The 25,491-nt window shown below is 40.6% G+C and carries 24 protein-coding genes; 10 read left to right on the plus strand and 14 right to left on the minus strand.

What is annotated here, in order from left to right; all coding sequences use genetic code 11:
• Positions 1-76: 76 nt before the first annotated feature.
• Together V7K30_RS24310 and V7K30_RS24315 are read right to left on the minus strand one after the other, a co-directional pair.
• Positions 77-325 carry a hypothetical protein gene (locus V7K30_RS24310; protein WP_335003674.1) on the minus strand — a complete coding sequence of 83 codons (249 nt, stop codon included), beginning with the start codon at positions 323-325 and terminating at the stop codon, positions 77-79.
• Positions 326-636: 311 nt separating this feature from the next.
• Positions 637-1,578, minus strand: a complete 942-nt coding sequence (locus V7K30_RS24315) for a lysylphosphatidylglycerol synthase domain-containing protein (RefSeq protein ID WP_335003676.1) — start codon at positions 1,576-1,578, stop codon at positions 637-639.
• A 177-nt stretch (positions 1,579-1,755) separates the two neighbouring features.
• Between V7K30_RS24315 and V7K30_RS24320 the strand changes: the two genes are divergently transcribed.
• From V7K30_RS24320 to V7K30_RS24335, 4 genes are all read left to right on the plus strand, one after another.
• Entirely contained in the window at positions 1,756-2,733 is a 978-nt protein-coding gene (locus V7K30_RS24320) for an alpha/beta hydrolase (protein WP_335003678.1), read from the plus strand.
• Between the two features lie 138 nt (positions 2,734-2,871).
• A complete protein-coding gene (locus V7K30_RS24325) occupies positions 2,872-3,774 on the plus strand; it encodes an alpha/beta hydrolase (RefSeq protein ID WP_335003680.1) in 903 nt (300 codons plus the stop codon).
• Positions 3,775-3,974: 200 nt separating this feature from the next.
• On the plus strand, positions 3,975-5,645 hold the full coding sequence (locus V7K30_RS24330; protein WP_335003682.1) for a phosphatidylglycerol lysyltransferase domain-containing protein: 1,671 nt from the start codon (positions 3,975-3,977) through the stop codon (positions 5,643-5,645).
• Between the two features lie 482 nt (positions 5,646-6,127).
• Positions 6,128-7,519 (plus strand): hypothetical protein, encoded by a 1,392-nt coding sequence (locus V7K30_RS24335; protein WP_335003684.1) that lies wholly within the window; start codon positions 6,128-6,130, stop codon positions 7,517-7,519.
• Positions 7,520-7,639: 120 nt separating this feature from the next.
• Here the strand turns inward: V7K30_RS24335 and V7K30_RS24340 are convergent, their stop codons facing one another.
• The 3 genes from V7K30_RS24340 to V7K30_RS24350 are packed head-to-tail and all read right to left on the minus strand — an operon-like array spanning position 7,640 to position 8,818.
• Entirely contained in the window at positions 7,640-7,873 is a 234-nt protein-coding gene (locus V7K30_RS24340; protein WP_335003686.1) for a hypothetical protein, read from the minus strand.
• A 6-nt stretch (positions 7,874-7,879) separates the two neighbouring features.
• Positions 7,880-8,173 (minus strand): hypothetical protein, encoded by a 294-nt coding sequence (locus tag V7K30_RS24345; protein ID WP_335003688.1) that lies wholly within the window; start codon positions 8,171-8,173, stop codon positions 7,880-7,882.
• Positions 8,174-8,209: 36 nt separating this feature from the next.
• Positions 8,210-8,818, minus strand: a complete 609-nt coding sequence (locus V7K30_RS24350) for a site-2 protease family protein (protein ID WP_335003690.1) — start codon at positions 8,816-8,818, stop codon at positions 8,210-8,212.
• A 616-nt stretch (positions 8,819-9,434) separates the two neighbouring features.
• On the opposite strand from V7K30_RS24350, the gene V7K30_RS24355 reads away from it, so the two are divergent.
• Both V7K30_RS24355 and V7K30_RS24360 read left to right on the plus strand, forming a co-directional pair.
• Positions 9,435-9,710 carry a DUF485 domain-containing protein gene (locus V7K30_RS24355; RefSeq protein WP_335003692.1) on the plus strand — a complete coding sequence of 92 codons (276 nt, stop codon included), beginning with the start codon at positions 9,435-9,437 and terminating at the stop codon, positions 9,708-9,710.
• A gap of 151 nt (positions 9,711-9,861) precedes the next feature.
• Positions 9,862-11,430 (plus strand): sodium:solute symporter family transporter, encoded by a 1,569-nt coding sequence (locus V7K30_RS24360; RefSeq protein WP_335003694.1) that lies wholly within the window; start codon positions 9,862-9,864, stop codon positions 11,428-11,430.
• Between the two features lie 57 nt (positions 11,431-11,487).
• Here the strand turns inward: V7K30_RS24360 and V7K30_RS24365 are convergent, their stop codons facing one another.
• Together V7K30_RS24365 and V7K30_RS24370 are read right to left on the minus strand one after the other, a co-directional pair.
• Entirely contained in the window at positions 11,488-12,327 is an 840-nt protein-coding gene (locus tag V7K30_RS24365) for a tetratricopeptide repeat protein (protein ID WP_335003696.1), read from the minus strand.
• A gap of 548 nt (positions 12,328-12,875) precedes the next feature.
• The gene (locus V7K30_RS24370; RefSeq protein WP_335003698.1) at positions 12,876-13,796 is read right to left on the minus strand and encodes a ribonuclease D; all 921 of its coding nucleotides are present in this window, start codon (positions 13,794-13,796) and stop codon (positions 12,876-12,878) included.
• 460 nt (positions 13,797-14,256) lie between these two features.
• On the opposite strand from V7K30_RS24370, the gene V7K30_RS24375 reads away from it, so the two are divergent.
• A complete protein-coding gene (locus V7K30_RS24375) occupies positions 14,257-14,715 on the plus strand; it encodes a BON domain-containing protein (RefSeq protein WP_335003700.1) in 459 nt (152 codons plus the stop codon).
• A gap of 325 nt (positions 14,716-15,040) precedes the next feature.
• Here the strand turns inward: V7K30_RS24375 and V7K30_RS24380 are convergent, their stop codons facing one another.
• Positions 15,041-15,862, minus strand: coding sequence for a carbonic anhydrase (locus tag V7K30_RS24380; protein ID WP_335003702.1), 822 nt, complete (start codon positions 15,860-15,862; stop codon positions 15,041-15,043).
• Positions 15,863-16,319: 457 nt separating this feature from the next.
• Between V7K30_RS24380 and smc the strand changes: the two genes are divergently transcribed.
• Both smc and V7K30_RS24390 read left to right on the plus strand, forming a co-directional pair.
• Positions 16,320-19,955 carry a chromosome segregation protein SMC gene (gene smc / locus V7K30_RS24385; RefSeq protein WP_335003704.1) on the plus strand — a complete coding sequence of 1,212 codons (3,636 nt, stop codon included), beginning with the start codon at positions 16,320-16,322 and terminating at the stop codon, positions 19,953-19,955.
• A 58-nt stretch (positions 19,956-20,013) separates the two neighbouring features.
• Positions 20,014-21,009, plus strand: coding sequence for a PRC-barrel domain-containing protein (locus V7K30_RS24390; RefSeq protein WP_335003706.1), 996 nt, complete (start codon positions 20,014-20,016; stop codon positions 21,007-21,009).
• 385 nt (positions 21,010-21,394) lie between these two features.
• On the opposite strand, the gene V7K30_RS24395 is transcribed toward V7K30_RS24390, so the two are convergent.
• The 5 genes from V7K30_RS24395 to V7K30_RS24415 are packed head-to-tail and all read right to left on the minus strand — an operon-like array spanning position 21,395 to position 22,432.
• Entirely contained in the window at positions 21,395-21,661 is a 267-nt protein-coding gene (locus V7K30_RS24395; protein WP_335003708.1) for a type II toxin-antitoxin system RelE family toxin, read from the minus strand.
• Entirely contained in the window at positions 21,658-21,897 is a 240-nt protein-coding gene (locus V7K30_RS24400) for a hypothetical protein (RefSeq protein ID WP_335003710.1), read from the minus strand. The genes V7K30_RS24395 and V7K30_RS24400 overlap by 4 nt, the downstream gene beginning before the upstream one ends.
• A 2-nt stretch (positions 21,898-21,899) precedes the next feature.
• Positions 21,900-22,100: a hypothetical protein gene (locus V7K30_RS24405; protein ID WP_335003711.1), complete on the minus strand. Its 201-nt coding sequence runs from the start codon at positions 22,098-22,100 to the stop codon at positions 21,900-21,902.
• Positions 22,100-22,285 carry a hypothetical protein gene (locus tag V7K30_RS24410; RefSeq protein WP_335003713.1) on the minus strand — a complete coding sequence of 62 codons (186 nt, stop codon included), beginning with the start codon at positions 22,283-22,285 and terminating at the stop codon, positions 22,100-22,102. The genes V7K30_RS24405 and V7K30_RS24410 overlap by 1 nt, the downstream gene beginning before the upstream one ends.
• Before the next feature lie 9 nt (positions 22,286-22,294).
• Positions 22,295-22,432, minus strand: a complete 138-nt coding sequence (locus V7K30_RS24415; RefSeq protein WP_335003715.1) for a hypothetical protein — start codon at positions 22,430-22,432, stop codon at positions 22,295-22,297.
• A 166-nt stretch (positions 22,433-22,598) separates the two neighbouring features.
• Here V7K30_RS24415 and V7K30_RS24420 point away from each other — a divergent pair, with 166 nt between their 5' ends.
• Positions 22,599-24,323, plus strand: coding sequence for an ABC transporter ATP-binding protein (locus tag V7K30_RS24420; RefSeq protein ID WP_335003717.1), 1,725 nt, complete (start codon positions 22,599-22,601; stop codon positions 24,321-24,323).
• A 250-nt stretch (positions 24,324-24,573) separates the two neighbouring features.
• On the opposite strand, the gene V7K30_RS24425 is transcribed toward V7K30_RS24420, so the two are convergent.
• The coding region (locus tag V7K30_RS24425) for a hypothetical protein (protein WP_335003719.1) at positions 24,574-25,491 on the minus strand (918 nt) is incomplete at its 5' end.

The raw sequence follows: 25,491 nt of genomic DNA on the forward strand, positions 1-25,491 counted from the left end.
TTTCACCTACAAGGTCATTCAGTTGTCTGGCTAATGGAACCAGCTAACCGTCCCTGAGCATTACTACTCATTTAGGTTAAACGAATCGCACCATTTCGACCTGTAGGTAAGCAGCAACAAAGTTTAAATCTTCCTTAGAACCTTGTTCAGCCTTTGTTAAGGCTTCTTGTACTTTCGGTTTACCCTTGAACTGATCCCAAATTTTTTGGCGTAGCAGTTTCAACTTGTCTAAAGTACTTTCGGTTATCTTCTCTACGGTTTTTTCTATAGCCTTGGTGATGACCAAGGTTGCGATCGCAGCTGCTGTTAGTGATACTGGCTCCATAAGTTTGCCAAGATACACGAGATTTTACTTATGGTTATCAGTCTACAGTCTCTAAATAGTTAATGGAGAGCAAATAGTAAAAAAATTATAAAAAATACAGCCAGGGCGAATGGAATTCGCGGCTATACAAACAAAGTCCGCCTCCGCGGACTAAGGAAAAATCGCCTCAGCAAAAATTATGAATTTATACCGCCGTATATGAAGTTAGCACCGCAAGATTCTGCATTTAAAATTAACACTAGTTACCGATTTTACAGATTTGACAACAATGTATAGTAGTGGTTATACCAAAGCTGATCTTCACAGGTTATTCATTTTTTTAAATTCCCCGTTCTAAATCTAATTTCATAAAGTCCTAGTAAACCCGCTGCTACTAGCAAAGGTAAGAAATAGTAGACTCCCCGATAAGCCAGCATTGATCCCAAAATTGCCGCAGCCGAAAATTTTGAGGAGAGAATCAGCAAAATTACAGTTTCAAATACTCCTAAACCACCAGGGACGTTACTAACAACACCCGCAAACATCGCTAGTAAGTAGATTCCTAAAAAGTCTAGATAGGACAAAGATATATTAGTGGGAAGCACAGCATAAAGAACTGCTGCTGCCAAAATCCAATCAAGACCAGAAATTGTTATTTGAACCAGGGATATTTTAAAAGAAGGAAATCGAAATTCTTGTCCCCGAATTATTAAGGGTTGTTTAATAAAAATACTGCCTAGCAAATAAGCTGCGACCAATAGCAGAAAAATCACGCCAATGGGACGCACAGTGGCAAAAGGTAAATGTAGTTGAGTGGGAATTTTCAGGGGGTTGATGAGGAACAACAAACCTGCAACGGCAAACATCCCCAACCAAAAGGTAAAATTAGCGAAAGCAATTACTTGAGCGATCGCAACTGCTGACACTCCCCAACTAGAGTAAAATCGATAACGGATAGCACTGCCAGTTAGCAAGGCAAAACCTATCGTATTACTAAATGCAGAGCTAATAAAGTTGGTTAGAGCAATCTTGTTCCAACTTAGAGAACGATTAATGTAACTAAAACCTAAAATATCGTACCCAATCATCACGAGATAGCCCAAGGCTGTCAGCCAAATTGCCCAGCTTAAGCGACTTTTGGGGATAGCGGCTAGAGAGTTGAGGATATCACGATAATTATACTCACGCAATTCGTTAGCGATCGCCCACAGGGAAAGCACCAGCAGCAACAAGCCGAACAGCGTGCTAAATTTGAGTTGCAACTTTTTAAGCATTTTAAAAGTCCTGAGTGTTAAGTAAAGAAACTTATCCTAACGCTTGACTTTCAACTTACTAGTAGTCGCAAAATTTCCATCAGGTTGACACAGCATTGACATATCATTTGCATAAGCTTTTGAAGGCAAACACCAGCTACCAGAGTTGTTTTTCTAGTGATAACTGACAAATTATAAATGAAATACAAACAATCTAAAATTCTCTTGATAGTTTCAGTATTAACTCTAGTTGGCTGTAATTCTTGTCAAAGTGTAAGAGCAAAACTACCTCAACAGCAGGATTTACAAACAAAGGTTTCTCTCGTACCACTCCAGCCTAATGCTAAGGACTTGGCTACTCCCCTCAGCTATAAAATTGAAACCTACAATAGTCAGGTAATGGGCGCAAGTCGTACCTACGGCGTTTCTTTACCCCCTGGCTATGAGCAAAACCCAAAACAAAGCTATCCTGTAATCTTTCTCCTCCACGGTGGACATGGTAAACCCACTGATTGGTTTATTCAGAGCAAGGGACAAGCTCTCAAGACTGTGGAACAACTTTATACTACAGGTAAGTTGCCACCCAGCATCATCATCACACCAGATGGCAACGACAAACGTGGCTCTAGTCCCTACTGGGACCCTCAATATATTGATGGCCCTAACGGTAAAGTCTCCACAGCCGTGGGTAATGAGTTAGTAAAAGTTGTGCAAAACCGTTATCGGACACTAACGAATCCAGATTTTTGGGCAATAGGTGGGTTATCTTCTGGTGGTTGGGGGGCAATGAATGTGGGATTACACAATCTGAATCATTTCTCAATTTTATTTAGTCATAGTGGTTATTTTCAGGATAAAAGCGGCCCGATAAATAGCCCAATAACTTATATCAAAAGTATTCCCATACCAGATAAAAAAAGGTTGCGAATCTACCTAGATTCGGGTGCATCAGATATTGAAGAAATCAACGCAGCCCAAAAATTTTCTAAAGTACTAAACAACCTCAAAATTTATAATTTGTTTCGTCAGTTTCCTGGTAGTCACACTTGGCAATACTGGCGGGAACATTTAGGCGATTCATTGACATTTGTGGGTGAGCAATTTCGATTTGCTGAAAAAGCACATAGGGCTAATAATTTAGGTATGACTCAGAATAAAAATACTCAAAATAAATAGCAAGTCCCCGGATAAATAATCTGATTCGGCAAAACCGTTGATATTTAAACATCAATTTGGAAAACTCTGCTGCAATTTCTCATCAGATTAACTATAGTAAGTTCTAATGGAGGTGATTTTTTTCAACCTTAAAAGAATATGAAGATTTCTAAATTTTTAATTAGCTTGGTAGGAGCGATCGCACTCCTCACTACCGTTGGTTATTATTATGTATTCATCTTAGGTGCGCCACAACTAGACCCACCCCAAGAAGAGGCAAATACTGGGCTAAAGTTTCAATTAGCAACCTTCAACTCCCAAGCGATGGGTGCAGTCCGCAACTACGGTGTGATTTTGCCCCCTAGTTATAACAAAAATCAGCAAAAGCGCTACCCCGTGATAGTTTTACTACATGGTGGTCATGACGATGCCCGTGCTTATGCTGACAAGTATGCAATCCTAGACATCCTGCATGAACTTTATCAAAGTGGAAAATTACCGCCATCGATTGTGATTACACCTGATGGCAATGATAATCGGGGTTCCAGTCCTTTGTATGATCCTGATTATTTTGATGGGGCAAATGGCAAAGTGGGGACTTTGATTGGTTCAGAATTAGTACAAGTTGTCAAGTCGCGCTACCGCACTCTAGAAGAACCCCAGTTTTGGGCGCTGGGAGGTCTGTCTTCTGGGGGATGGGGGGCTTTTAATATCGGGTTACGCTATCTGAACAACTTCCACATTCTGTTTAGCCATAGCGGTTACTTTACCGATAATAGCGGTTCACAAAATAGTCCTCAACAGATTGTACAACAGCTACCAGTTCAAGATAGGAAGCAATTACGGGTTTACCTAGATGCGGGTCTGAACGATACTAATTTGCTGGCTTCTACCAAAGCCTTCAACGAAACCTTAAATAAATTAGGCATTGCTCACGTATTTTATGCATTTCCTGGAGGTCATGGTTTGTCTGGTGCAGATGTAGGCTGGAACTACTTTCACAAACATCTCAAAGATTCGCTCTCATATGTAGGTGAACAGTTTAAAAAAGTTAACAATTAGGGTTAAAATTTAAAAACTCAGGTTCTACCGCTCCCCTTGTGCTACAGCATTAAGATTAAGGTGTTATGAAGAAAATTCAAAACATTAAAACTTAATGCGTATAAATAACACAGCCTATAAAACTGGTTTGTTTATTATTTTAGTCCATAAAGAGAGTGTAGAGCCAAAACTCCTAACTACTAATTAATACTTTTAGACTAATGACCAATAATTTAAAAACTCAGATTGGACTTTGGAGTGCAGCTTTCCTTACAGGTTTAGTCGGAGTAGTAAATTTGTTGTCGGCAGTGACACCTAACCTGTATGGGCGGAATCACTGGTTGAAGGAACTTTTACCATTTGACATTCGTGCCAGTGGTCATATATTTGCAGCGTTAAGTGGGTTTGTTTTATTAACAGTTGCTACTAACTTATTACGGCGAAAAAGAATAGCCTGGTTAATTACCGTTGGTTTACTAGTGATTTCCATTATCAGCCACTTGCTAAAGGGACTGGACTATGAAGAAAGTCTCCTCTCTGGAGTTTTGCTGGTGCAATTAATTTTGATGCGCCATTTTTTCACGGCGCAATCAGACCGTCCTTCGATCGCACGGGGAGTTCGAGTGCTGATAGGCGCTTTATTATTTACCCTGGCATACGGAACTATTGGATTTTACTTGTTAGACGGCAAGTTTTCAGAGAATTTTAATTGGCGTGAAGCGATAGTTCAGACTTTGGCGATGTTCTTCACTGAGGATAATTGGGGACTGCAACCAAAGAGCAAATTTGGAGATTTTTTTGCTAATTCCATCTATATTATTGCCGCAGTTACTATTACATATGCAATGGTAATGCTATTGCAACCTGTGTTTTGGCGGAATCTCGCAACTACACATGAACGGCAAAAGGCTAAAGAAATTGTTGAGCAATATGGACGTTCTTCTTTAGCAGCGTTCACACTCTTAAATGATAAAAGTTATTATTTCAGTCCTTCGGGTAATAGTCTAATTGCTTATGTTCCTAAAGGACGGGGCGCGATCGCATTAGGAGATCCCATCGGCCCCATTGAAGACCGCAAAGAGACAATTATTGCTTTCCAGCAGTTTTGCCAGCGCAATGACTGGTATCCTGGATTTTACCAAACTTTGCCCGATGATGTTGAGCTTTACAAGTCATTGGGGTTTAAAGTACTCAAGATTGGAGAAGAAGCGATCGTTGACCTGAAAAGTTTTACGTTACAAGGTAAAGCCGGTAAAAACTTTAGACCATCAATCAATCGTTTAACTAAGCTAGGATACCAAATCGACTTTTACCAACCACCCATCGCCGATGCTTTGTTGCACCGACTCAAACCTGTGAGTGATGAATGGCTGAAGATGGTACAAGGTTCGGAAAAACACTTTTCTTTAGGTTGGTTTGAGGAAGCTTACCTGCGAGAGTGCGAGATGGCTGTGGTGCATAATCCCGAAGGTCAAATCAGCGCCTTTGCCAACATTCTTCGGGAGTACCAACTCAACGAAGCCACTATTGACATGATGCGACACCGCTCGTCGATTGAAAATGGCACAATGGACTTTCTATTTATTTCCCTACTCCAACATTTTAAAGAGTCTGGCTACGACAGCTTTAATTTCGGTCTTTCTGCCCTTGCAGGAGTTGGAGACAACCCAGAATCACGCCGCTTGGAGAAAGTATTGCATTATCTTTATGGGCATTTGAATCGCTTCTACAATTTCAAGGGACTGCACGCCTACAGAGAGAAGTTCCGCCCCCGTTGGGAACCACGTTATTTGGTTTACCCCAGTTTAGCTGCCTTACCCGATGTAGTTGTGGCATTGATTCGCGCCGATTCAGGCGATCGCCTCTTTGATTATTTCAAACCCGGAGCCTAAGAGGTTGTTTGAAAAGTGGTTGCCTGTAATTTGAGACACGACACTTACTGATCCCCCCTAGCCCTCCTTTTTAAGGGGGGAACTGGAATCAAAGTCCCCCTTTTTAAGGGGGGTTGGGAGGATCATCGAGAGACAAACTTGTTAACCGAACCGTATTGGGCTAGACCTACCCAACTTTAGCTTTGTATGGTACAATAGTACTATACAAAGATGAATATCCGGTGAGTCTGTAGCGCTAAATTTGGCAGTAAATGCCCAAAGTGTTTAATAACTAAACGCCCATAGTAGTTAATTCATGAATGCAATCATGCTCATACAATATTTGTGTGATATCTGCCAATTTTAGCATATATTTGGCATCAAATTATTGTGTGTTTTTACTTCAATTTTGCCCGGTTATAACAGTTTATTTTGGAAGATTAATAGACTTCAGTAAGCGTGGCTTAAAAAGATTATTGACCTTTATATTGAAGGTGACATATATGACAAATAATCAAATTTTTCTGGTAGAACTCATCCAAATTTTTGCCCAATATCGCAACAATATTATTGTCAATATCAAGCACCTACAAGAACATTATCAAAGAACAGGTATCAAGCGTGTTAAAGGTGTTAGAAACGAAACCGGGGAACTGCTTCAGCCTTGGTTGCGAACAGAATATATGGATAATGCGGAGTATGTTGGTATGGGCGAGTTTCAGTTTAACCGCAATACTGCTACTATCAATATGCTTATCAAACGTAAAGTCAAACTTGCCAAATTTGAAGACCAAACTCCTACTCTTGAGGTAGCAGGTTTGCTGGTAAATGACCTAAATAGCTTTAATAACTACACGATTGTGAGTGACGGCAAAATAAATGTGAAGTCCTTATTAGTCAAAATTAGTAGTAAAAAAGCTTTTGACTTGCTTAAAGAAAAGGGTGTACTGGATGCAGAATATTTTGACTTCAATGCTGAATATAGTATTCAGTTAGATAACTTGCCGCTTGTAGCTTCTGATAGTCGTTACAGTAATATTGATGGCTTATTCTATGAATTAGCAGAAATTAAAGTGCTTGCTAGTATTATTTCTGCTCACTTGAAAGGAGAATCAGATGTCTTTATAGCGACACAGTTAGATGAGTTTCAAAAGCACTATTTGTCTAAGAATATTTACATCAATTTTCCTACGACTAACGAATACACTGATATCAATGAAGCTCTGCTTAATGGTACTCTTGACTCAAGATTGAGCTATAAAATTGACATTGGCAGTAAAGATATTCTTAATCTCAGTAAGTTACATTCTGCAAATAAATTTCTAGACAGGATGTATCAGGTTTATCACCAAGAAACTGGGGAGATTTTTACTAAACCTAGCTTTGCGATCGCATTTAAAGAAAATCTTTCCTTCAGATATAAGCCATTGTCATCTCGCATCAAGATAACCAAAGTTGATGAGTTCATGAAACCGATTTTTGACGACTTTCTCGGAGTTGAGAAGAATGGCATTGCTGTAGGTATTCTTAAGAAAGTTGGTGCTGATAGTTTGGCGCAGTTATTGGGGGATAAACAAACTGGTAAGCAAATTAGCAAAGAGGAAATGGTTTCAGCTTTGACGGCGGCGAATAACAAGCTAGAACAATATGCAGAAAAAATCTACCAAGATAAGATATCTCCTTTGGTATTTTACATTGGTTGTACTGGACTATTCCCAGATCAAATGGAAGCAAAAGCCATGACTGCTGAGAAAGCTGCTGCTAAATACCCCGATTTGCAATTTTCTAAAGATGAGCAAGAAGGTACTTTTTTTGCAGTTGGTGATAGTATTCTCAGCATCTATGCAAAAACTGAATATTACAGCAAACTTATTTCTGTGTGTATAGACAATTAGATTGTATATAGCAATCCTATTTGATTTATGAGAATTGTAACCCGAAGATCCCCGACTTATTAGAGAAGTCGGGGATCTTGTTTCTGGGCGTTTGATTCAGGATTACTATAGCAATTATAATTATGGGGTTCCTAAAAGACAGCCAGAGTTTGGATGTATTGCAGAAGAAATTGGACTAGCGGTTGAAGACATCATTACAATAATACTGCCTATAATTTGTAAAGATAGTAATAAAAAAATCCTTGAGTAAATTATTTTTAAATCTTTATTAATTATTTGCAAATAGCGTTCTACAAAGGGAGAATAACCTGCAATTCCCACAGAGCCAAAGCTGCCAATAATCAATAATCTCATCAATAATTAAATGGAAGACGTAAACGGCGATCGCTCTTGATTCAAACAAGATATAAAATTATCTTTTTCAATCCCAAAATTCCCTAACACAGAGTTAAATAACCCTGGTTGTATGACCATTAATTGTTGACTTATGTCGTGAGGAGATTTAACTAAATAGTTATTTCCAGAATGCCATTGATTACTATATTGACCTACAAGTAATATACTCGCTCTTGACTCTCCAGATGGCAGAAGCACAGCAGTAATGCTCAAGGTAATGCTAGTATCAGCAACCATAAGTTTTTGTTTGATTTTCATTCAAATTTTCCTTTGCCTTTGCCTAAAAGTTGCTGTTTACATCCCCAATCCTGACCGAATAAATAAATCAGCAATCCTACTAAGTCCTGTCCCCAAACCCGGAATTATAAATAGAAGCATCATGGCAAAGAGTCCGAATTGGCTATATTGCAGTGGCTTTAGCTGAGGAAAAATCTCACTGAAAATATGAAAGCCATCGAGTGGTGGAATTGGCAGCAGATTAAACAGAAATAATGTCAAATTAATCCGAGCCGCTAGGTAAAGAAATTCGATACTCCAGAGTCCTGAAAGACTCAGATTAGAGAAAAGTTTGAGCAGCACAATAAATAGAATGCCTAAAGCCAGATTTGATAATGGCCCAGCTGCTGATACCAAAATATTGCCTAGCTTCCCAGAGCGAAACTTAGATGGGTTGACGGGCATTTGTCCCCAAGCTATACCCATGAGACAGAGAAAAATGAGAGATTCTTTGCCCATGTGAACTACAGGATTAAGCGTCAGATGACCAGTTAGTTGTGGAGTGTTATCTCCCTGACTCATTGCAGCCCAGCCGTGAGCAAGTTCATGCAAAGTGATGGAGAATATAACAATTACAACGATTCTGAAAAAATGAATCGGCTCTGTGATGAGTGTTTGGATAAACATAATTTACTAAATTTTGGTCATGCTCTATCTGTGTAAAAATAATCTTTTGTTATAAATCTTACTAAAATATTTACGTAAAAGCCCCGGTAGTTCTTGGTATATTTTGTAAATAAAAATTTACTACTTTTATTAATCTCAGTTGATTTGATAGCTTAAAAAAAATTTTATAACACTTGAAGGATTTTAAAACCTGGTATTAATTACGTAGTTTTTTTGATTTTTAGTATATAAAAATCGACTTTATTTGATTACAGTGAAATTTTTTGGTATAATAAAATATTTTATTGAAATAATCACAAATATAGCGCTTCTCGTTTCTATGCAATACACTCTGTCACCTCTCTCCTTTTAGGCTACGCTCTACACACAAGTCTTTTGGAGTTGCTACACAGGCTTTTGATCCCCCTAACCCCCCTTAAAAAGGGGGGCAAAAACCTCTTAAAGTTCCCCTTTTTAAAGGGAGCCGCAATTATCTTGTTATTTTGGTATATCACTTTGCAAAGTTAATTTTATTACCTGAAATAGCAATAAATTTACTAATAATCTTTAAGAAAATTACGCAGAAATCAACTTCAATGAGACAATCTGACCTAATCTTCTCAACCTAAAGGAAGACATGAACGATCGCACAAAGGCTCTCCAGGCTCTCGCAGCTGAACGTTGGCGGGTATCCCTGATTCTCAGTGGAGCCATGATGTTTATTTATTTTGGCTTTATCCTATTAATCGCGTTCAATAAGCCCCTGCTGGGGTCATTAGTAGTTCCTGGCCTCAGCCTGGGAATTTTACTAGGGGCGCTGGTAATTGTCTCAGCATGGGTATTAATTTTTATCTACGTGCGTTGGGCAAATAGCAGTTACGACGACCAAATCGCCAATCTGACACGCAAATGAATTAGCTACAGGACTTACGCAAAAAAGTTCTGAAGTAGCGGTAATTCATGAATTACCGCTACGACAAATCAGGTTTTTGAGACAATTTTGCGTAAGTCGTAAGCTATTAGCAATTTCTAATCCCAAATCCAAAATACTAAACCAAAAAAGCATGAATAGTCTGTGGTTCAATCTGCCACTAGCGGCGGATATTACCAGTCTTGGTAAGTTTAACCCGTTGGCGATCGCTTTCTTCTTTCTGTTTGTTGCCAGTTCCCTTGGCATTACCTATTGGGCAGCAAAGCTCACCAAAAATACGGCACAATTCTATACAGCTGGCGGTAAGATTAGCGGTTTCCAAAATGGGCTGGCCTTGGCGGGAGACTTTATGAGTGCAGCTAGCTTTTTAGGTATCACTGGGCTGGTGGCACTCAACGGCTTTGATGGCTTAATTTATTCTATCGGCTTCCTGGTGGGCTGGCCGATTGTCATGTTCCTAATTGCAGAACCATTACGTAACTTAGGTAAATACACCTTTGCCGATGTAGTAGCTTATCGTTTGCAGCAAAAACCTGTACGCATAGCATCGGCGATTGGAACGCTGGTAGTGATTAGCTTTTACTTAATTGCCCAGATGGTAGGTGCTGGTGAGCTAATCAAACTATTGTTTGGCTTTGATTATGAATTAGCTGTGGTTATCGTCGGTTGCGTGATGATGGCTTATGTGATTTTTGGCGGGATGATTGCCACCACTTGGGTACAAATTATCAAAGCAGTTCTGTTGCTCGGTGGAACTATCTTACTAGCTATCCTGGTACTGGCACGATTTGGCTTTAACCCGATCGCTCTTTTTGCCGCCGCATCACAGAAGTATACAGGTGTATTAGCTCCGGGAAAACTGGTTTCTGACCCCCTTGATGCTATCTCTTTGGGGATGTCGTTGATGTTCGGCACTGCTGGACTACCCCACATTTTAATGCGTTTCTACACAGTACCCGACGCCAAAGCAGCGCGGCTCTCTGTTACTTACGCTACGGCTATTATTGGCGTTTTTTATCTCCTTACCTTCATCCTGGGCTTTGGAGCGATGGTGCTAGTAGGTCAAGATGCTATCAAGCAAATTGGGACTGGTGGTAATATGGCTGCGCCGATGTTGGCAGAATTTCTCGGTGGTGATGCTTTCTTAGGCTTTATTTCTGCTGTTTCTTTTGCGACAATTTTGGCGGTAGTGGCGGGGTTGACACTCTCAGGTGCAGCTGCATTGTCTCATGATTTGTGGGTAAACGTGGTGCGATCGGGTCATGCTGACGAGTCAGAACAGCTAAAGGTGGCTCGTGGTGCGACAATGGTTTTGGGTTTAGTGGCGATAATTCTGGGCATCTTGTTTAAAGGGCAAAACGTCGCTTATATGGTAGGTTTAGCATTTGCGATCGCAGCTAGTGCAAACTTCCCAGCATTGCTCTTATCAATGCTTTGGCGACGCTTCACCACCAACGGTGCGGTTGCGAGTATGTTAGTAGGTACTATCTCCTCTTTAGTACTGATTTATTTGTCACCTACTATTCAAGTAACGATTCTCAAGCACGCTTCTGCACCCTTTCCGCTAAAAAATCCTGGATTAATCAGTATCCCACTGGCGTTTATTGTGGCGATTGTCGTTTCACTATTGAGTACTGAACAGGAGGCACTAGAAAAATTTGCGGAAGTTGAGGATCGCATCCACATTGGTTCTGGGATGTGATTTTGTCATTTTTCATTTATCATTGGGCATTGCTTATTTCCCCCTCCGCCCTTTTCCCTACTGTCCAAGTTCTTTGATGTTTTTCATCACTTGTTCGTATAAGTCGTTATTACCCTGACTTTGAAAAATGCTTGCTGCTTGTTCCAAGTCCTTAAGCGCTCCCTGTTTGTCTCCATTGGTGGCGCGGGCATTTCCGCGGTTATTGTAGGCAGGGGCAAAGTTAGGATTGAGGCGAATCGCTTGATTGTAATCTGCGATCGCGCCCTTTGGATCTCCGGCAGCACGGGCATTTCCCCGGTTATTGTAGGCTTGAGCATATTTGGGGTTGAGGAGAATCGCTTGATCTAGATCATCTATTGCCCCTTTTTTGTCTCCATTGGTGGCGCGGGCATTCCCCCGGTTATTGTAGGCTTCGGCATAGTTGGGATTCAGGCGAATCGCTTCACTGTAATCTTTAACTGCTTCTGTGTTACCTCCTAGTGAGGCGCGGGCATTCCCCAGGTTATTGTAGGCTTCGGCGTCGTTGGGATTGATCCGTAGCGCTTGATTGTAATCTGCGATCGCTTTTTCCTTGTCTCCCAAATCAAAGTAGGCTAATCCCCGGCCGTTGTAGGCAGCGCCATATTGAGAATTTTGACTAATTGCCTTACCATAGGAAGCGATCGCAGCTTGTAAATCGCCGTTGAGATGCTGATTCTTTCCCTGAAGATAGAATTCCCCACCCTTGGATGCTGTAGCTGAACGACGGCTAGGTTGACTAACTCCTATTTCTGTTACCAACACATTGTCATTCTTACTACAAGAAACACTGCTAACTGCGGTCAATGTAGTAAAAATAGCTATGGTAAATACTTGATTTACCCTTGTTCGCTTTTGCCTAAATAAACGCCGTCTCATAATTTAATATAAACTGCCATAACACCTGAACGCAATTAGTACCAAAATCTAGATTTTAATTCTTTAACTCAATAATTATTCTAACTTTTGATATGAGTGTCAAATCAATTGACAAATTTCCCTGATATTCAATAGCTTTATTTAATGGTTATGTATAAAACCAATTATAAAATATCAAGTATAAGACTTGTCATTTTTGCTCTTTACTGTTGTCATCTCTCTGCTTTTTATCCCATTTAAAAACCTTTGCAACACATGAATCGGCTGTAAAAGCGTATATCTTTACCTCCCTACCTATGTATTTGTATCAGATATTTTAAATTGCATTAGCAATGGTTTACTGTTCAGGAATGTCCTGTTTATCATATTCATTAGGATACTTTTTTAAAGAAATATTTTAAAGATTAATATTTATTCTAAACTATAACTCTGTAGCAGTTTTAAATGATTTATAAACTTTTCTGTTTCTCCTCTTGGCGGTTCGATAATTTTCATAACTCAAATAAGATTGCTATATAAGTTCTGACATTTGTAGCCATGTGAACAATTTACTCCTCCTCAGTTTCACTCTCTTGAGTTTTGGGATTTAGCCGCCAAGAGGTGCTTTTGTCAATATCTACAGACAGTTGTTCCAGATTTTGCCCTAAATCTTTTTGGAGTTTCTGAGTTAGTGTGATTGGAAAATCTAAATTAATACCTTGGCTTTGTGCTAGCCTTGCCAATTCTGTAAAAGTAGCTTTGACTGTAGTGCGCTCATAACTAGTCAGCTTGTAATCATAAGTTTCCGATATATTCTGAGTCTGCATGGCTTTTTTCATCCGTTCTTGCAAATGCTCAAATTCTGAATTCAACAACTTCCATTGCTGCTCAAGTTGCGAGTATCTGGTACTTAGTGATATTAAGTCTTCCGTTGTGGGATCGGGGCTAGCTTGGGCTTGTAATCCTAACAAATTTAAGTGGATTTGAGCAAGATAAATGCAGTCTAGGTAAGCATACTCTATCTGTTCTTCAGTCAGGGGACGTTTTCCCCAATCGCTTGCTTGTTCTTGTTTGTCAATATTGTTAAAGCTACAAAGTGCCGTAGCTATGGTTTTGAGTTGATAGTTGGGTAATGGCAAAAGATAGTAGGGAATTTTTTTTGCTATTTCCAAAGTGCAAGTAATATTTTTGGCTTTCTTGCTACCGAGAAATTTTAGATCATAACTGGCGTTGTGAAAAACTTTTTCAATTGCAGAATTTATCATAATTTCATCAATAAATTCAGCTATAATGTTAGGCTGATCTAGGACATCTAAAAGGTAGACGCGATCGCCACTCATATCTTGAGGATTATCTAATACCTGAATCAGCGATAGTCGGGGATTACGACTTTTATAGTCAGCTACTTCTGTATCTATCCACAGCGTTTTAGCGTTGGTATATTCAGCAACAATGGCACTAATTTCGCGGGCGGAAGTAAGGTACGGCATTGGCTAATATTTCCTGATATTTGGGGCATTGTAAGCAAGCCATAGTTTTCTAAAGTAACATTTTGTTGGTAATTTTGCTGGCACAGTATTGCAAAAACGCTGAAGTTTTGAGTTGCAATCGCCAAACTGACTTAAATCTGATAACATCGAATCACCACTGTGGAATGGCATAGTCTACCATTGAAAGAGCTACTGTGCATCTATGTTAAATTGACAGAGAGCCACAGACTCTATACAGAGCTATGCTGGTTAGCAGCCGTCAGGAAAATTGAATTGGCATTTCTCAAAACTGGCAGCAAAATCTTAGCCTCAAGAAATCGTCCAAGTTTGAATTTCCAGTAACCTGAGTACTTGCTTGGGCACTTTTGCTACTTCACCTTTAATTGCTTTTTAACATCTGCTCCTCACCATGACACACACCTCAATTAATCGCTTCAAATACTCAATTCGGAGATAGATAATGAAAAAGCTAATTCTATTACTAGTTAGTAGCATTTTGGTAGTTGGTACTTTTGGCTGCCAAGAGGCTCCTAAAACTGGTTCGGAAACTCCTAGCACTACTAATGAAGCCGCTCAAGCACCAGCAAAACCAGCTTCCCAGACAACTCAAACTGCCAAAATTCCAGCAACAGAAACGACTCCTTTAGCAGCTAGCACAGATACTAAAGTTAAAACCGATTCTGAAAAAACGGCAGCAACAAAAGTTAAGAGCGACTTAAAAACTGAAGTTAGCGAAAAGTTGAACAAAGGCTTACCAGGAAATAAGTTACAAGTTGAAAACAAAGAGGGTGAAATTATCCTCAAAGGCACAGCAGCTTCTAAACAAGAACTCCAGAAAGCTGAAACCTTGGCTAAAGAAGTTCAAGGTGTGAAGACGGTGAAGATAGAAGCAAAAGTTGATGCTGTAAAAAAGTCATAAAAGAATAACTGAAGCTTTCAGTTAGCATCAGCATGAAAGCCAAACAGAGACTTACATCTGTGTAAGTCTCTGTTGTTTATTTGCTTAAATAAAAGTAAGCAGTAGGTAATTAATACCACTTGAATGACTTTAGAAACCTATAGCTAATAGTTAAAGTCTTATCAAAAAGACTAAAAAATGGTTTCAGTTTACTTGAATAGACTTCAGTTTAGCTATGACTTCTTTTTATAAATATCTGAAAAGCTTATCTAACTAGCAATCCAATCCTATCAAATAGGTTTCATTCATGGTGATATATAGAGTTAAAATTCTATATTTTCATCTTTCAACTTCCATTATTTGAACCTCGATAAATTCGTTCCATCTGCTCTGGAGAAAGGCGTTTCATTGGAAACCACTCAAATGGAGAAACAGACTGCTTCTCATAAGGTTGAACATCATGCTGCTGGTTTTGAGGGGAATGCACTACTACATTGGTATTTGGAAATCGACCCCTGAGCGACTCATCTATTTCTGATTCTGGAAGCTGAGTTTGAGGCAAAACATAAGCGTGTTTCTGGGGATCGTATGCGAAAACTTCTCCTGTTTCAATGTGATAAATCCAAGCATAAATGCTGAGTTCTCCCTGATAAAGCTTAGAGTGAATCACTGGATATGTCCGCAAATTCTCAATTTGAGTCAGAACATTTTCAGCAATCATAATCTCTAGCAGTTCTTCTCCGTCGTAGTGACTGTAGTGGTCTATAACTAGCCTTCGAGTTGCCTCTGCATATTTAAGCCAATCATGTACAAGCGGCATTTCATCGCTGAGATTGTGTAACTTCATTAATCCTTTCATTGCACCGCAATGAGAGTGACCACAAATAATAATTTGGCGAATATCTAAAGCTTGAATAGCATATTCAATTGTCGCACCTTCACCGCCATTACTTGCCCCATACGGTGGAATGATGTTACCTGCATTACGAATGACAAATAATTCACCAACTTGGGCTTGTGTAATTAGATTTGGATCGAGACGCGAATCAGAACAGGTAATAAATAATACTCTGGGCTTTTGACCCTGTGAAAGTTGCTCAAATAATTGTTGATGTGTCGAAAAATAGCTAGATTTAAATTCGCGCAGACCTTTAATTAATCTCTTCATTACTAAGTTCTACAAATATTTGCGGGTTAAGAGCCAAATTACACAGAGCAGATTGAGGTAGTAAAGAGGGATTTCTTTCTACGCTTTGATAATCGTAAAGATTACTATATTATAAGTTGCTTTGGTGCTTTTAATATCCTCTGGCATTTGGTTGAGTTGCTTTTTTGCCTTGCTCCCCTCTGTTCCTTAACAGGTCATGTTACTGTGTGAAAACGCCTAGAGTGTATTTTCAAACTCGTTATATCCTGAAATAAAGATGCGATCGTCTTGCGGTAAGTCCTTCAGGTAAGCCAGTCGCTTAGGGGGAAACCTCCTGTTGCCGCAGTGGTGGCTCCTCAAGACCGCGCTGGCTTACTGCAACGCGTCTACAATGATCCCCAATTCTCCCCCCTACCCTCTTGCGAATTTTTAATTAGTTGATACACTTGTTCTTCATTAGCCCAGTGAACCAGCGCCTATGGTGCATATCAAGCGCGTGGAACTTACCAACTTCAAATCCTTCGGTGGCACTACCTCAGTCCCTTTGCTACCGGGGTGTACTGTCATATCTGGGCCAAATGGTTCGGGTAAATCTAATATTCTCGATGCACTGCTATTTTGCCTGGGACTCTCCAGTTCTAAGGGAATGCGAGCGGAGCGCCTCCCGGATTTGGTAAATAACACTCAAACAGCTAAAGGACGCGCTTCTATTGAGGCTAGCGTCACTGTGACATTTGATTTGTCGGGGGAGGATTTATCAAGCAGAGGCGCAAAGGCGCATAGTGAGGAAGCAGAGGAACCAGGCGAAGGAGAGGAAGAAAATCCAAAATCCAAAATCCAAAATCCAAAATTGGGAGAGTGGAGTGTCACTAGAAGGCTGCGAGTCACTCACCAAGGGACTTACACATCGAATTACTATATCAATGGTGAAGCCTGTACGCTGACGGAATTGCATGAGCAACTAAGTAACCTGCGGGTTTATCCTGAAGGCTACAACGTAGTACTGCAAGGGGATGTCACCAGCATCATCTCGATGAATACGCGGGAACGCCGAGAAATTATTGATGAATTGGCTGGGGTGGCGGCGTTCGATCGCAAAATTGTCCAAGCCAAATCAACTTTAGATGAGGTGAAGGAAAAGGAAGATAGCTGTCGGATTATTGAGACAGAATTAACTGCACAGCGCGATCGCCTTTCCCAAGATCGGGCGAAAGCTGAGAAATATCAAAAACTCCGCACGGAATTTCTCGCCAAGCAATCTTGGGAAGCTGTTTTATCATGGCGCTCGCTACAAGCACAACAAGAAAAGTTAGTTAACGAAATTCAAACTGGCGATCGCAATTCTAGTGAACTCACTACCCAACTCACAAACCTAAATTCCGAAATCGTCCAAAAAACTGCTGAACTAGAAAAACTCAATGCTCATGTGAAAGCATTGGGAGAAGACGAACTTTTAGCGGTACAATCTACCCTCGCCACCCAAGAAGCAGAACGGAAACAACTCCAGCGTCAGCTAACGGAATTAGAAACAGCAACGCAGGAAACTGCCAAACGTCTGGCTCAAACTCAGCAAGAGATTCAAAAATACCGTCTTTCCCTAGAAGAAATTGCCGAAACACAAATTGTAGAGACGCGATTCATCGCGTCTTCACAACAACAAAGAAACGAAGCGCACCAAGCCTTAGAAACATCCCGCGAAGCAGCAGCAGAAATCGCCTCGGCTTCGGAAGCGTGGGTGCAGCAACAAACAGCTTTTAACCGTCAAATTGAAACTCTGCTGCAAACTCTGGAACCGCAACGCACCGAACAAGCACAACTCAGGGAACGCAATAATCAGTTACAGCAACTAATTTCAGAGCAAACTCAGTTAATTGAACGTGACGAACCACTATTAGCAGAAAAACAAGCTGAGTGTAATCAAGTTGAAACGGAATTTAACACCTCTAGTGAACCCATCCAAAATTTAGCTCAAAATCTCTCAGCCACAGAACAAGAATTGCAAATCCAACAGGAAACCCAAAAACGGTTACTTTTTGAACAACGGGAAAAACAACGCCAGTTGGATAAAATAGAGGCGCAAGCGCAAGCACAGCAAGAAGTCCAAGGAACCCAAGCTAGTAAAGTCATTTTACAATCCGCAATGCCTGGACTTTGTGGCTTAGTTGTGCAGTTAGGAAAGGTGGAACCCCGCCATCAGCTAGCTTTGGAAATGGCTGCTGGTGGACGGTTGGGACATATTGTGGTGGAAGATGATGGTGTAGCCGCAGCGGGTATTGAACTGCTCAAACAGAAACGTGCAGGAAGGGCGACTTTTTTACCACTGAATAAAATTCACGCTCCCAAATTTACTCAAGATGCAACGCTGCGTTTTGCCAATGGCTTCGTTAACTATGCTGTTAACTTAGTCGATTGCGATCGCCGTTACAAAGATGTATTTAGTTATGTTTTCGGTAACACGGTAGTATTTGCCAACCTGGAGGCGGCGCGGAAAAATTTAGGACTGTATCGCATTGTCACCTTAGACGGGGAATTGTTAGAAACTAGCGGCGCAATGACTGGTGGTAGTAACACCCAGCGTTCGGCGTTGCGGTTTGGTAATGCAGAAGCGGCGGAATCTGATGAAGCGATCGCTTTAAGAAGTCGCTTGGTGGACATTGAGCGGGTTTTAGAGCGTTGTACTGAAGCGATCGCAACTTTATCAACCAGAACCAAAAATCTGACGCAAGAACTCACAGAAGCACGTCAGGCGCGGCGCGAACAGCAGTTGCAATTGGAACAGTTGCAGAAAGATATTAAGAGTTTGACAGCGCAATTAGAGGGGACGCGATCGCAACTTTCCCAAAACAGCGAAAAGTTAGCCACGGCTCAATCACGTCTGCAAATCTTAGAACGGGAATTACCGGGACAAGAAACTCAGTTGCAACAATTGCGACACGCTTTAGCAGAGTTGGAAGCATCCCAAACTCCCAGTGAATGGCAACAAATCCAAGCGACAATTAAAATTCAAGAGCAACAATTGCAACAACGGGAGACAGCATTACGCGAAGCTGAACAAAGATTAAAAAATTTGGAAAATCAGCAACAACGTTTACAAGAAAAAATCCAAGAAGCAGAAACACGCATCGCAGAATATGAAACCCAACAAATCTCTTGTACAGACGCGATGAATCGCGTCTTTTCACAAATCACAACAATAGACAACCAAATCACCCAAACCCGCGCGACGTTGACTCAAATGGAGCAGAATTTGGGAGCCGAGAAACGAAAACGCGACGCCACAGAACAGGAAGTGCGATCGCACCTTTTACGTCAACAACAATTGCAATGGGAAATCCAAAAACTCCAAGAAACCCAAGAGAAGCGGCGCGAGGAATTAATTGCTTTGCAAAGTCAGTTGCGGGATGTAGGAGCAGAATTACCAAATCCGTTGCCGGAAGTTCCAGATCAGGTAGACTTGGAAGAATTGCAGAAAGAATTGCGATCGCTTACCAAACGCTTACAGGCAATGGAACCTGTGAATATGCTGGCGTTGGAAGAACACGAACGCACCCAAAACCGCCTTCAGGAACTCACGCAAAAATTGCAAACTTTAGAAGGGGAACGCACCGAATTACTTTTGCGGATCGAAAATTTTACCACATTGCGGCAACTTGCCTTTAGAGAAGCTTTCGATGCTGTCAACGAAAACTTTCAATCGATTTTTGCCATTCTTTCCGACGGCGACGGCTATCTGCAACTCGAAAATCCCGAAGATCCCTTTAGCAGTGGGCTAAATTTAGTCGCGCACCCCAAAGGCAAACCCGTACAGCGCCTAGCTTCCATGTCTGGGGGAGAAAAATCACTTACAGCCTTGAGCTTTATCTTTGCCCTGCAACGGTACCGCCCATCGCCATTTTACGCCTTTGACGAAGTGGATATGTTCTTAGATGGGGCAAACGTAGAACGATTAGCTAGAATGATTAAGCAACAGTCACAACAAGCGCAATTTATAGTTGTTAGTTTGCGTCGTCCGATGATAGAATCAGCCGAACGCACAATCGGCGTTACTCAAGCACGAGGAGCTTACACTCAAGTTTTGGGGATTAAATTACAATCATCCAATACATCTGCTTGAGTTTTTGTTAATAATAGTGTATAGATAAACCGGATTCGAGATCAGGACTCGGTATAGAATGACCTCTGAACAGATAATTAGGCGTTCCGACATATTAAATACCCAGGTGATTACCCGCGACAACGGCAAGCGGCTAGGCATCATCAGTCAAGTCTGGGTTGATATTGATCAACGAGAGGTTGTGGCACTTGGTTTGCGAGACAGCCTGATCTCTATTTCGGGCATACCGCGCTATATGTACCTCAATAACATCAACCAGATTGGTGATGTCATCTTGGTTGATAACGAAGATGTAATTGAAGATATCGAAGTTGAATCTCTCAGTAATCTGATTAGCTGGGAAGTAATTACAGAAACAGGTGAAGTATTAGGCAAAGTTCGGGGCTTCAAGTTCAACGCCGAAACCGGGAAGCTTAACTCCATAGTCATCGCTTCTTTAGGATTGCCCCAAATTCCCGATCAATTTCTGAGTACTTACGAGTTCTCAGTGGATGAAATTGTCAGCACTGGCCCCAATCGGTTGATTGTGTTTGAGGGAGCCGAGGAACGGGTAAACCAGTTGACAGTTGGTTTACTAGAGCGTTTGGGTATCGGCAAAGCGCCGTGGGAGCGCGATGCAGAAGAAGAATATGGTTATACTCCACCTCGGACAATTGCACCACCCAATCAACTGCCCAGTGGAGTGCCATTGCAACCACCCAGGCAAAAAGTTCGCGCTCCCGAACCCGTAGCGCGGGAAGAGGAATGGACAGAAGACTATGTGGAAGAAGAAAGGCCACAGCGTCAAGTAATGAAGGCGCGGCAGTATGAATCTATTCAATACGAGGAAGATGAGGAAGAAGATAACTGGAGCGAGGCAACAGGTAGCGACAGGTATCAACAACCGCAACCGCTAAAATATGAAGCCCAGCCCTACAGCAAGCCATACGTTGATGAATACGATGATTATGACGACGTAGAGGGCGATGCTTGGGAAGATGTGCCGAAGCCTGTGAATATTCCCAAGAAAGTCAAGGAAAGACAGCCAGAATACGAAGAAGAAGGCGGATATTAACTAATTCGTAATTCGTAATTAAATTTGAAGATTACTCTAGCTCTTTCCTTACAAGTAAGGAGGGGGCTAATTTTTTAGAAGGCAGTAACGACAGCAAGTCGCACAAAATTGTTTACACACAACTTTTTAGTCTGGACAAGGGTTTCATATCATGTCCGCTGGATTGCTTATTAAACCCGAAGAACCCCACCCCTTAATCCCCTCCCCGCTTGCGGAGAGGGGAGACAAAGCATAGCTTTGGCGGGGTGGGGTGGGGTGCAATGACTGTGGGAATCGTAACTAATTATGTGGACATGATATCATACCTAAATTGTGTGTAATTAATTTTGTTTAAGTACTTATAGCGAAGACACTGTAGGCGATAACTCTAATATTTTCTTGTTTGTCAACTTTCATTTTTATAAACCTTGCTACGATGCCCAACATCTATAACATTTACTAATAAAACATCATCGAAAATATCGTATATAACTCGATAATCGCCTACTCTTATTCGATATGTGTTTTCTTCACTCTGTAACTTTTTAACTCCATTGGGACGTGGTTCTATAGCCAACTCATCTATTTTGGGTTCTATGCGATCTTGTAATTCTTGAGATAGTTTTTTAAACATTTTTCTAGCCCCCTTGGTAAATTTAACTTCGTAAGTCACGCTACGTCCTTTTTTCTTTCATTAGCGATTTCCTTTTTTATGTCGTCCCATGCGATAAGACTATTATTTTCTACATCATTTTTAGCAGCATGATAGGCTCTTAAATCGTTTTCGTCCTCTTCATCTTCGATTTTTTGAAGTAGTGCATAAATTTCATCTAGGGTACTGTCGTAAGCTTGGTTTAGCAGTACGTTGATGGCTTTGATTAATTGTTCGCGTTCGTGTTCGGTTTTCATAATTAAGCCTCTTTAAGATTGTTAAGTTTGATTAATTTCTCAATTCTATTTTTGAGAATGTATAATTCAGTTTGGTAAGTATCAATGCTCTGGACAAAATTAGGCAGCAATAACACCGTAAGATCGTAGGCTTTGGTAGTTAGGATGCGATGGGAACGATATGTAGGACTCAGATGTTCATCCAACAGGTACCGGATTGCCATTAGCTTTCTTGTAACTGCTTTGGAGCGTTTTCTTGCTGCATCCGCCAAAACCTCATCCTGGCAGGAGACGGATTTCGCTGTTGCTCCTCGCGCATAGTCCCTTGAAAATTCCAACCAATCTGCCAGATACGCATCAACCTCTGGACGATATACAAAATCGTGGCGTAAACCTGTTCCAACGTCACCGGATGAAATTATTCGGCAATTTCTTCTAGTGTTTTACAGCGATAGATATACTCGTAAAGAATGCTCTCAATCCCAATGCGGGTTCCTTTGAGTCGGATGCGGATGTCATCTGGTGCAAGCGCGTTGAAATACTCTTCCAGTTTCATAAAGCAAGCCCCCTCGAATGAACAATTCCACTTCAATCATAAAAGAACACCGGCAAACTCTACGATGAAGGCTAAAACAGTTTGTAACTAATGAGTTAACTGTTCAGAAACTCACCAAAAACTGTTAGCGTCAAACAAAGGGGAATATCGTTGTGGACTTTCGAGCTTGAAAACGCGTTCTAATTACTGGCAACTTCTGCCTTATATCCGACTCCAGTGGAAAACCATCACTAAGGGATTTATTGGTATCTTGGGATACGTACTGGCGACATTAGTGCTGATAAATCTCGCCGGGAAATTAGCAATTCCCTTTGCACAAGGTAATGTAGTAGCGATCGCTCAAATAACTGGCAGCTGTGCCTTAGTCTTTCTTGTCAGAGGCTTGTTTCAGTCTATACAAGATATGTACATGGCGAAAGCTGCTTTGAGAGTTGCTTTTTATCTCCGCCAGCAAGTCTACGCCCATCTGCAAAAGCTAAATCTCAGTTATTTTGAAACGGCAAAAGCCGGTGATTTATCTTACCGCCTCACGGAAGATGTTGACCGCGTTGGCGAAGTAGTAAATAAAGTATTTCACGACTTTATCCCCTGCATTTTGCAGTTGGTAGCAATTCCGATTTACATGATTTACCTGAATTGGCAACTGACATTAGCAACAGTGATAGTTGCGCCGCTGATGGGTATTTTAGTTGGCTGGTTTGGTGAACGGTTACGCAAATATTCCTTAAAAAGTCAAAATCGCGTGTCGGGTTTATCAGCCATCCTCTCAGAAGTTTTTAACGGTATTCGTTTAGTACAGGCTTTTGCTGCCGAAAATTACGAAATCGCCCGCTTTGGCCATGAAGCAGAACGCAGTCTCAAAGCCAAATACTCAGCCGAACGCCTGAAAGCGATTCAGATTCCCATCATCGGATTTCTGGAAGCTTTAAGTGCGTTATCGTTACTGATTGTGGGAGCGTGGCAAATTTCCCAAAATAACTTGACAGTGGCGAATTTTTTCAGTTATTTGGCGGCGGCGGCGCTGTTAATTGATCCCATTGGTCATACTACTAACAACTACAACGAATTTAAGCAGGGTGAAGCATCTGTTGACCGCGTTTTTGAATTGATGGCAATTCAGCCGACGGTAATCGAAAAGATCAATGCGATCGCTCTCCCCCCAGTCAACGGCAAAGTAGAATATCGTCATATTTCCTTCGCCTATAAAGCAGGTGAACCTGTATTAAAAGATATCAGTTTATTAGTATCGCCAGGTGAAGCGATCGCTCTTGTGGGTGCTTCTGGTGCTGGTAAAACCACATTTGTCAACCTCCTCCCGCGTTTTTACGATCCCGAAGTTGGGCAAATCTTCATTGATGGTGTTGATATTCGGGATGTCAAGCTGCATAGTCTGCGGCGACAAATTGGGATTGTTCCCCAAGAAACCATCATGTTTTCGGGGACAATTGCCCAAAATATCGCCTTTGGACAAGATGTTTTTGACATGGAAGCAGTTAAAGAAGCGGCAAAAATTGCTAATGCCCATCAGTTTATTAGCCAACTACCAGAGGGTTATCAGACTTGGGTGGGCGAACGTGGGGTAAACTTATCAGGTGGACAAAGACAAAGAATTGCGATCGCTCGTGCTGTTCTGCTCAATCCTCAAATCTTGATTCTTGATGAGGCAACATCAGCCTTAGATTCGGAGTCAGAAGCACTGGTACAGGAAGCGCTGGAAAGATTGATGGAGAAACGGACGGTATTTATTATTGCTCACAGGTTATCAACTGTTAGACGGTGCGATCGCATTTTAGTTATCGAACAGGGACAAATTGTCGAATCGGGAACCCATGAAGAATTATTAGCCTTAGAGCGTCGCTATGCGCGGTCTTATGCCCAGCAATTTAGTTAGGAGTGGGCAAAAATAATTTTTCAGAATAAATATATAGTGGTTGGGTTAGTTTTCTCTGGGCTAGTAATGGTTGATAGTCGCTTTACCCAGCTAGCTGTAGTAGTTGTATCTAGTGCTTTAACCGCCCAGGTAAAGGCAGATAAGGAGAGACCTAACAAACCTAACAAGTAAATTGTGGGCAGGTGACGCCTAATGTCGCCTGCCTGAATACGAATTTTATAAAAGGTTTTTTATCTATAACTAATGTTAACTATTTTATTTCTTTACGAGGTATTTTTATTATAATACTCGTTGCTTTTTCTATAAATGTATAATCTTTAAGTTTAGTTAGATCATATCCTATATTGCTATCATAACCTATATGAGCATAATTTATACCATCATAAATTCTTACGCATGATGGGTAGATTATTTTAGTTTGATAAAGTTTAATAGCATTTTTCTCTTTATCTGCTTTATCTAACGATGGGTATTGATAATCTATTAATTCTCCCAGTTCTTTATGAGATTTTAAACAATTATTTATTTTGCTTTCTAATTCTTTTTCATCAAGATTAAATGATCTGTAGGTATCCAAATGTTCATTACACATTATTTGACCATTTTTCGTTTCCCATACAATTAAGCTATGGTTGTAAGTATATGTTTCATCATCTCGATGATACGAATTACAATATCGAGGAGTGTAGAAAACTAATTTTTCATTTTTCATAAAAATGAAATGATTTATATCATTATTTTCTGATATTAAATCAAATACTAAACTATATATATTAATATTCCACATTTGAATTAGATATTTCATTTCTCTTTTATGTTGAATATATTTAGTTATAAAAATAAATTTATTTGAAGGACTAAATAATATCGTAGCCTCTACTGTTTCGAGATTACCTTCTTTGAGATTAGCAATAATATTCCCTGATTTAACATCATAAATCTCAATATTATCTCGGTTTAGTAAAATTAAGAAGTATTGAGAGTTTGTGAAAATAAATTTAGCATAGATTGTATGTTCATAAACTTGGAAGCTTCGTTCTATGAAGAATATTGGTTCAATCCAACCTTTTATATAAGTAAGTCGGCGGGAAAATTTATAAGTATGTAACGAAAAGTTAAAGAGAGCTATTTGAGTTAAATTTAACACGTTGTGTACTGTAGTTTCCTT

This window comes from Nostoc sp. (assembly GCF_036917655.1).
Taxonomy (GTDB): domain Bacteria; phylum Cyanobacteriota; class Cyanobacteriia; order Cyanobacteriales; family Nostocaceae; genus Nostoc.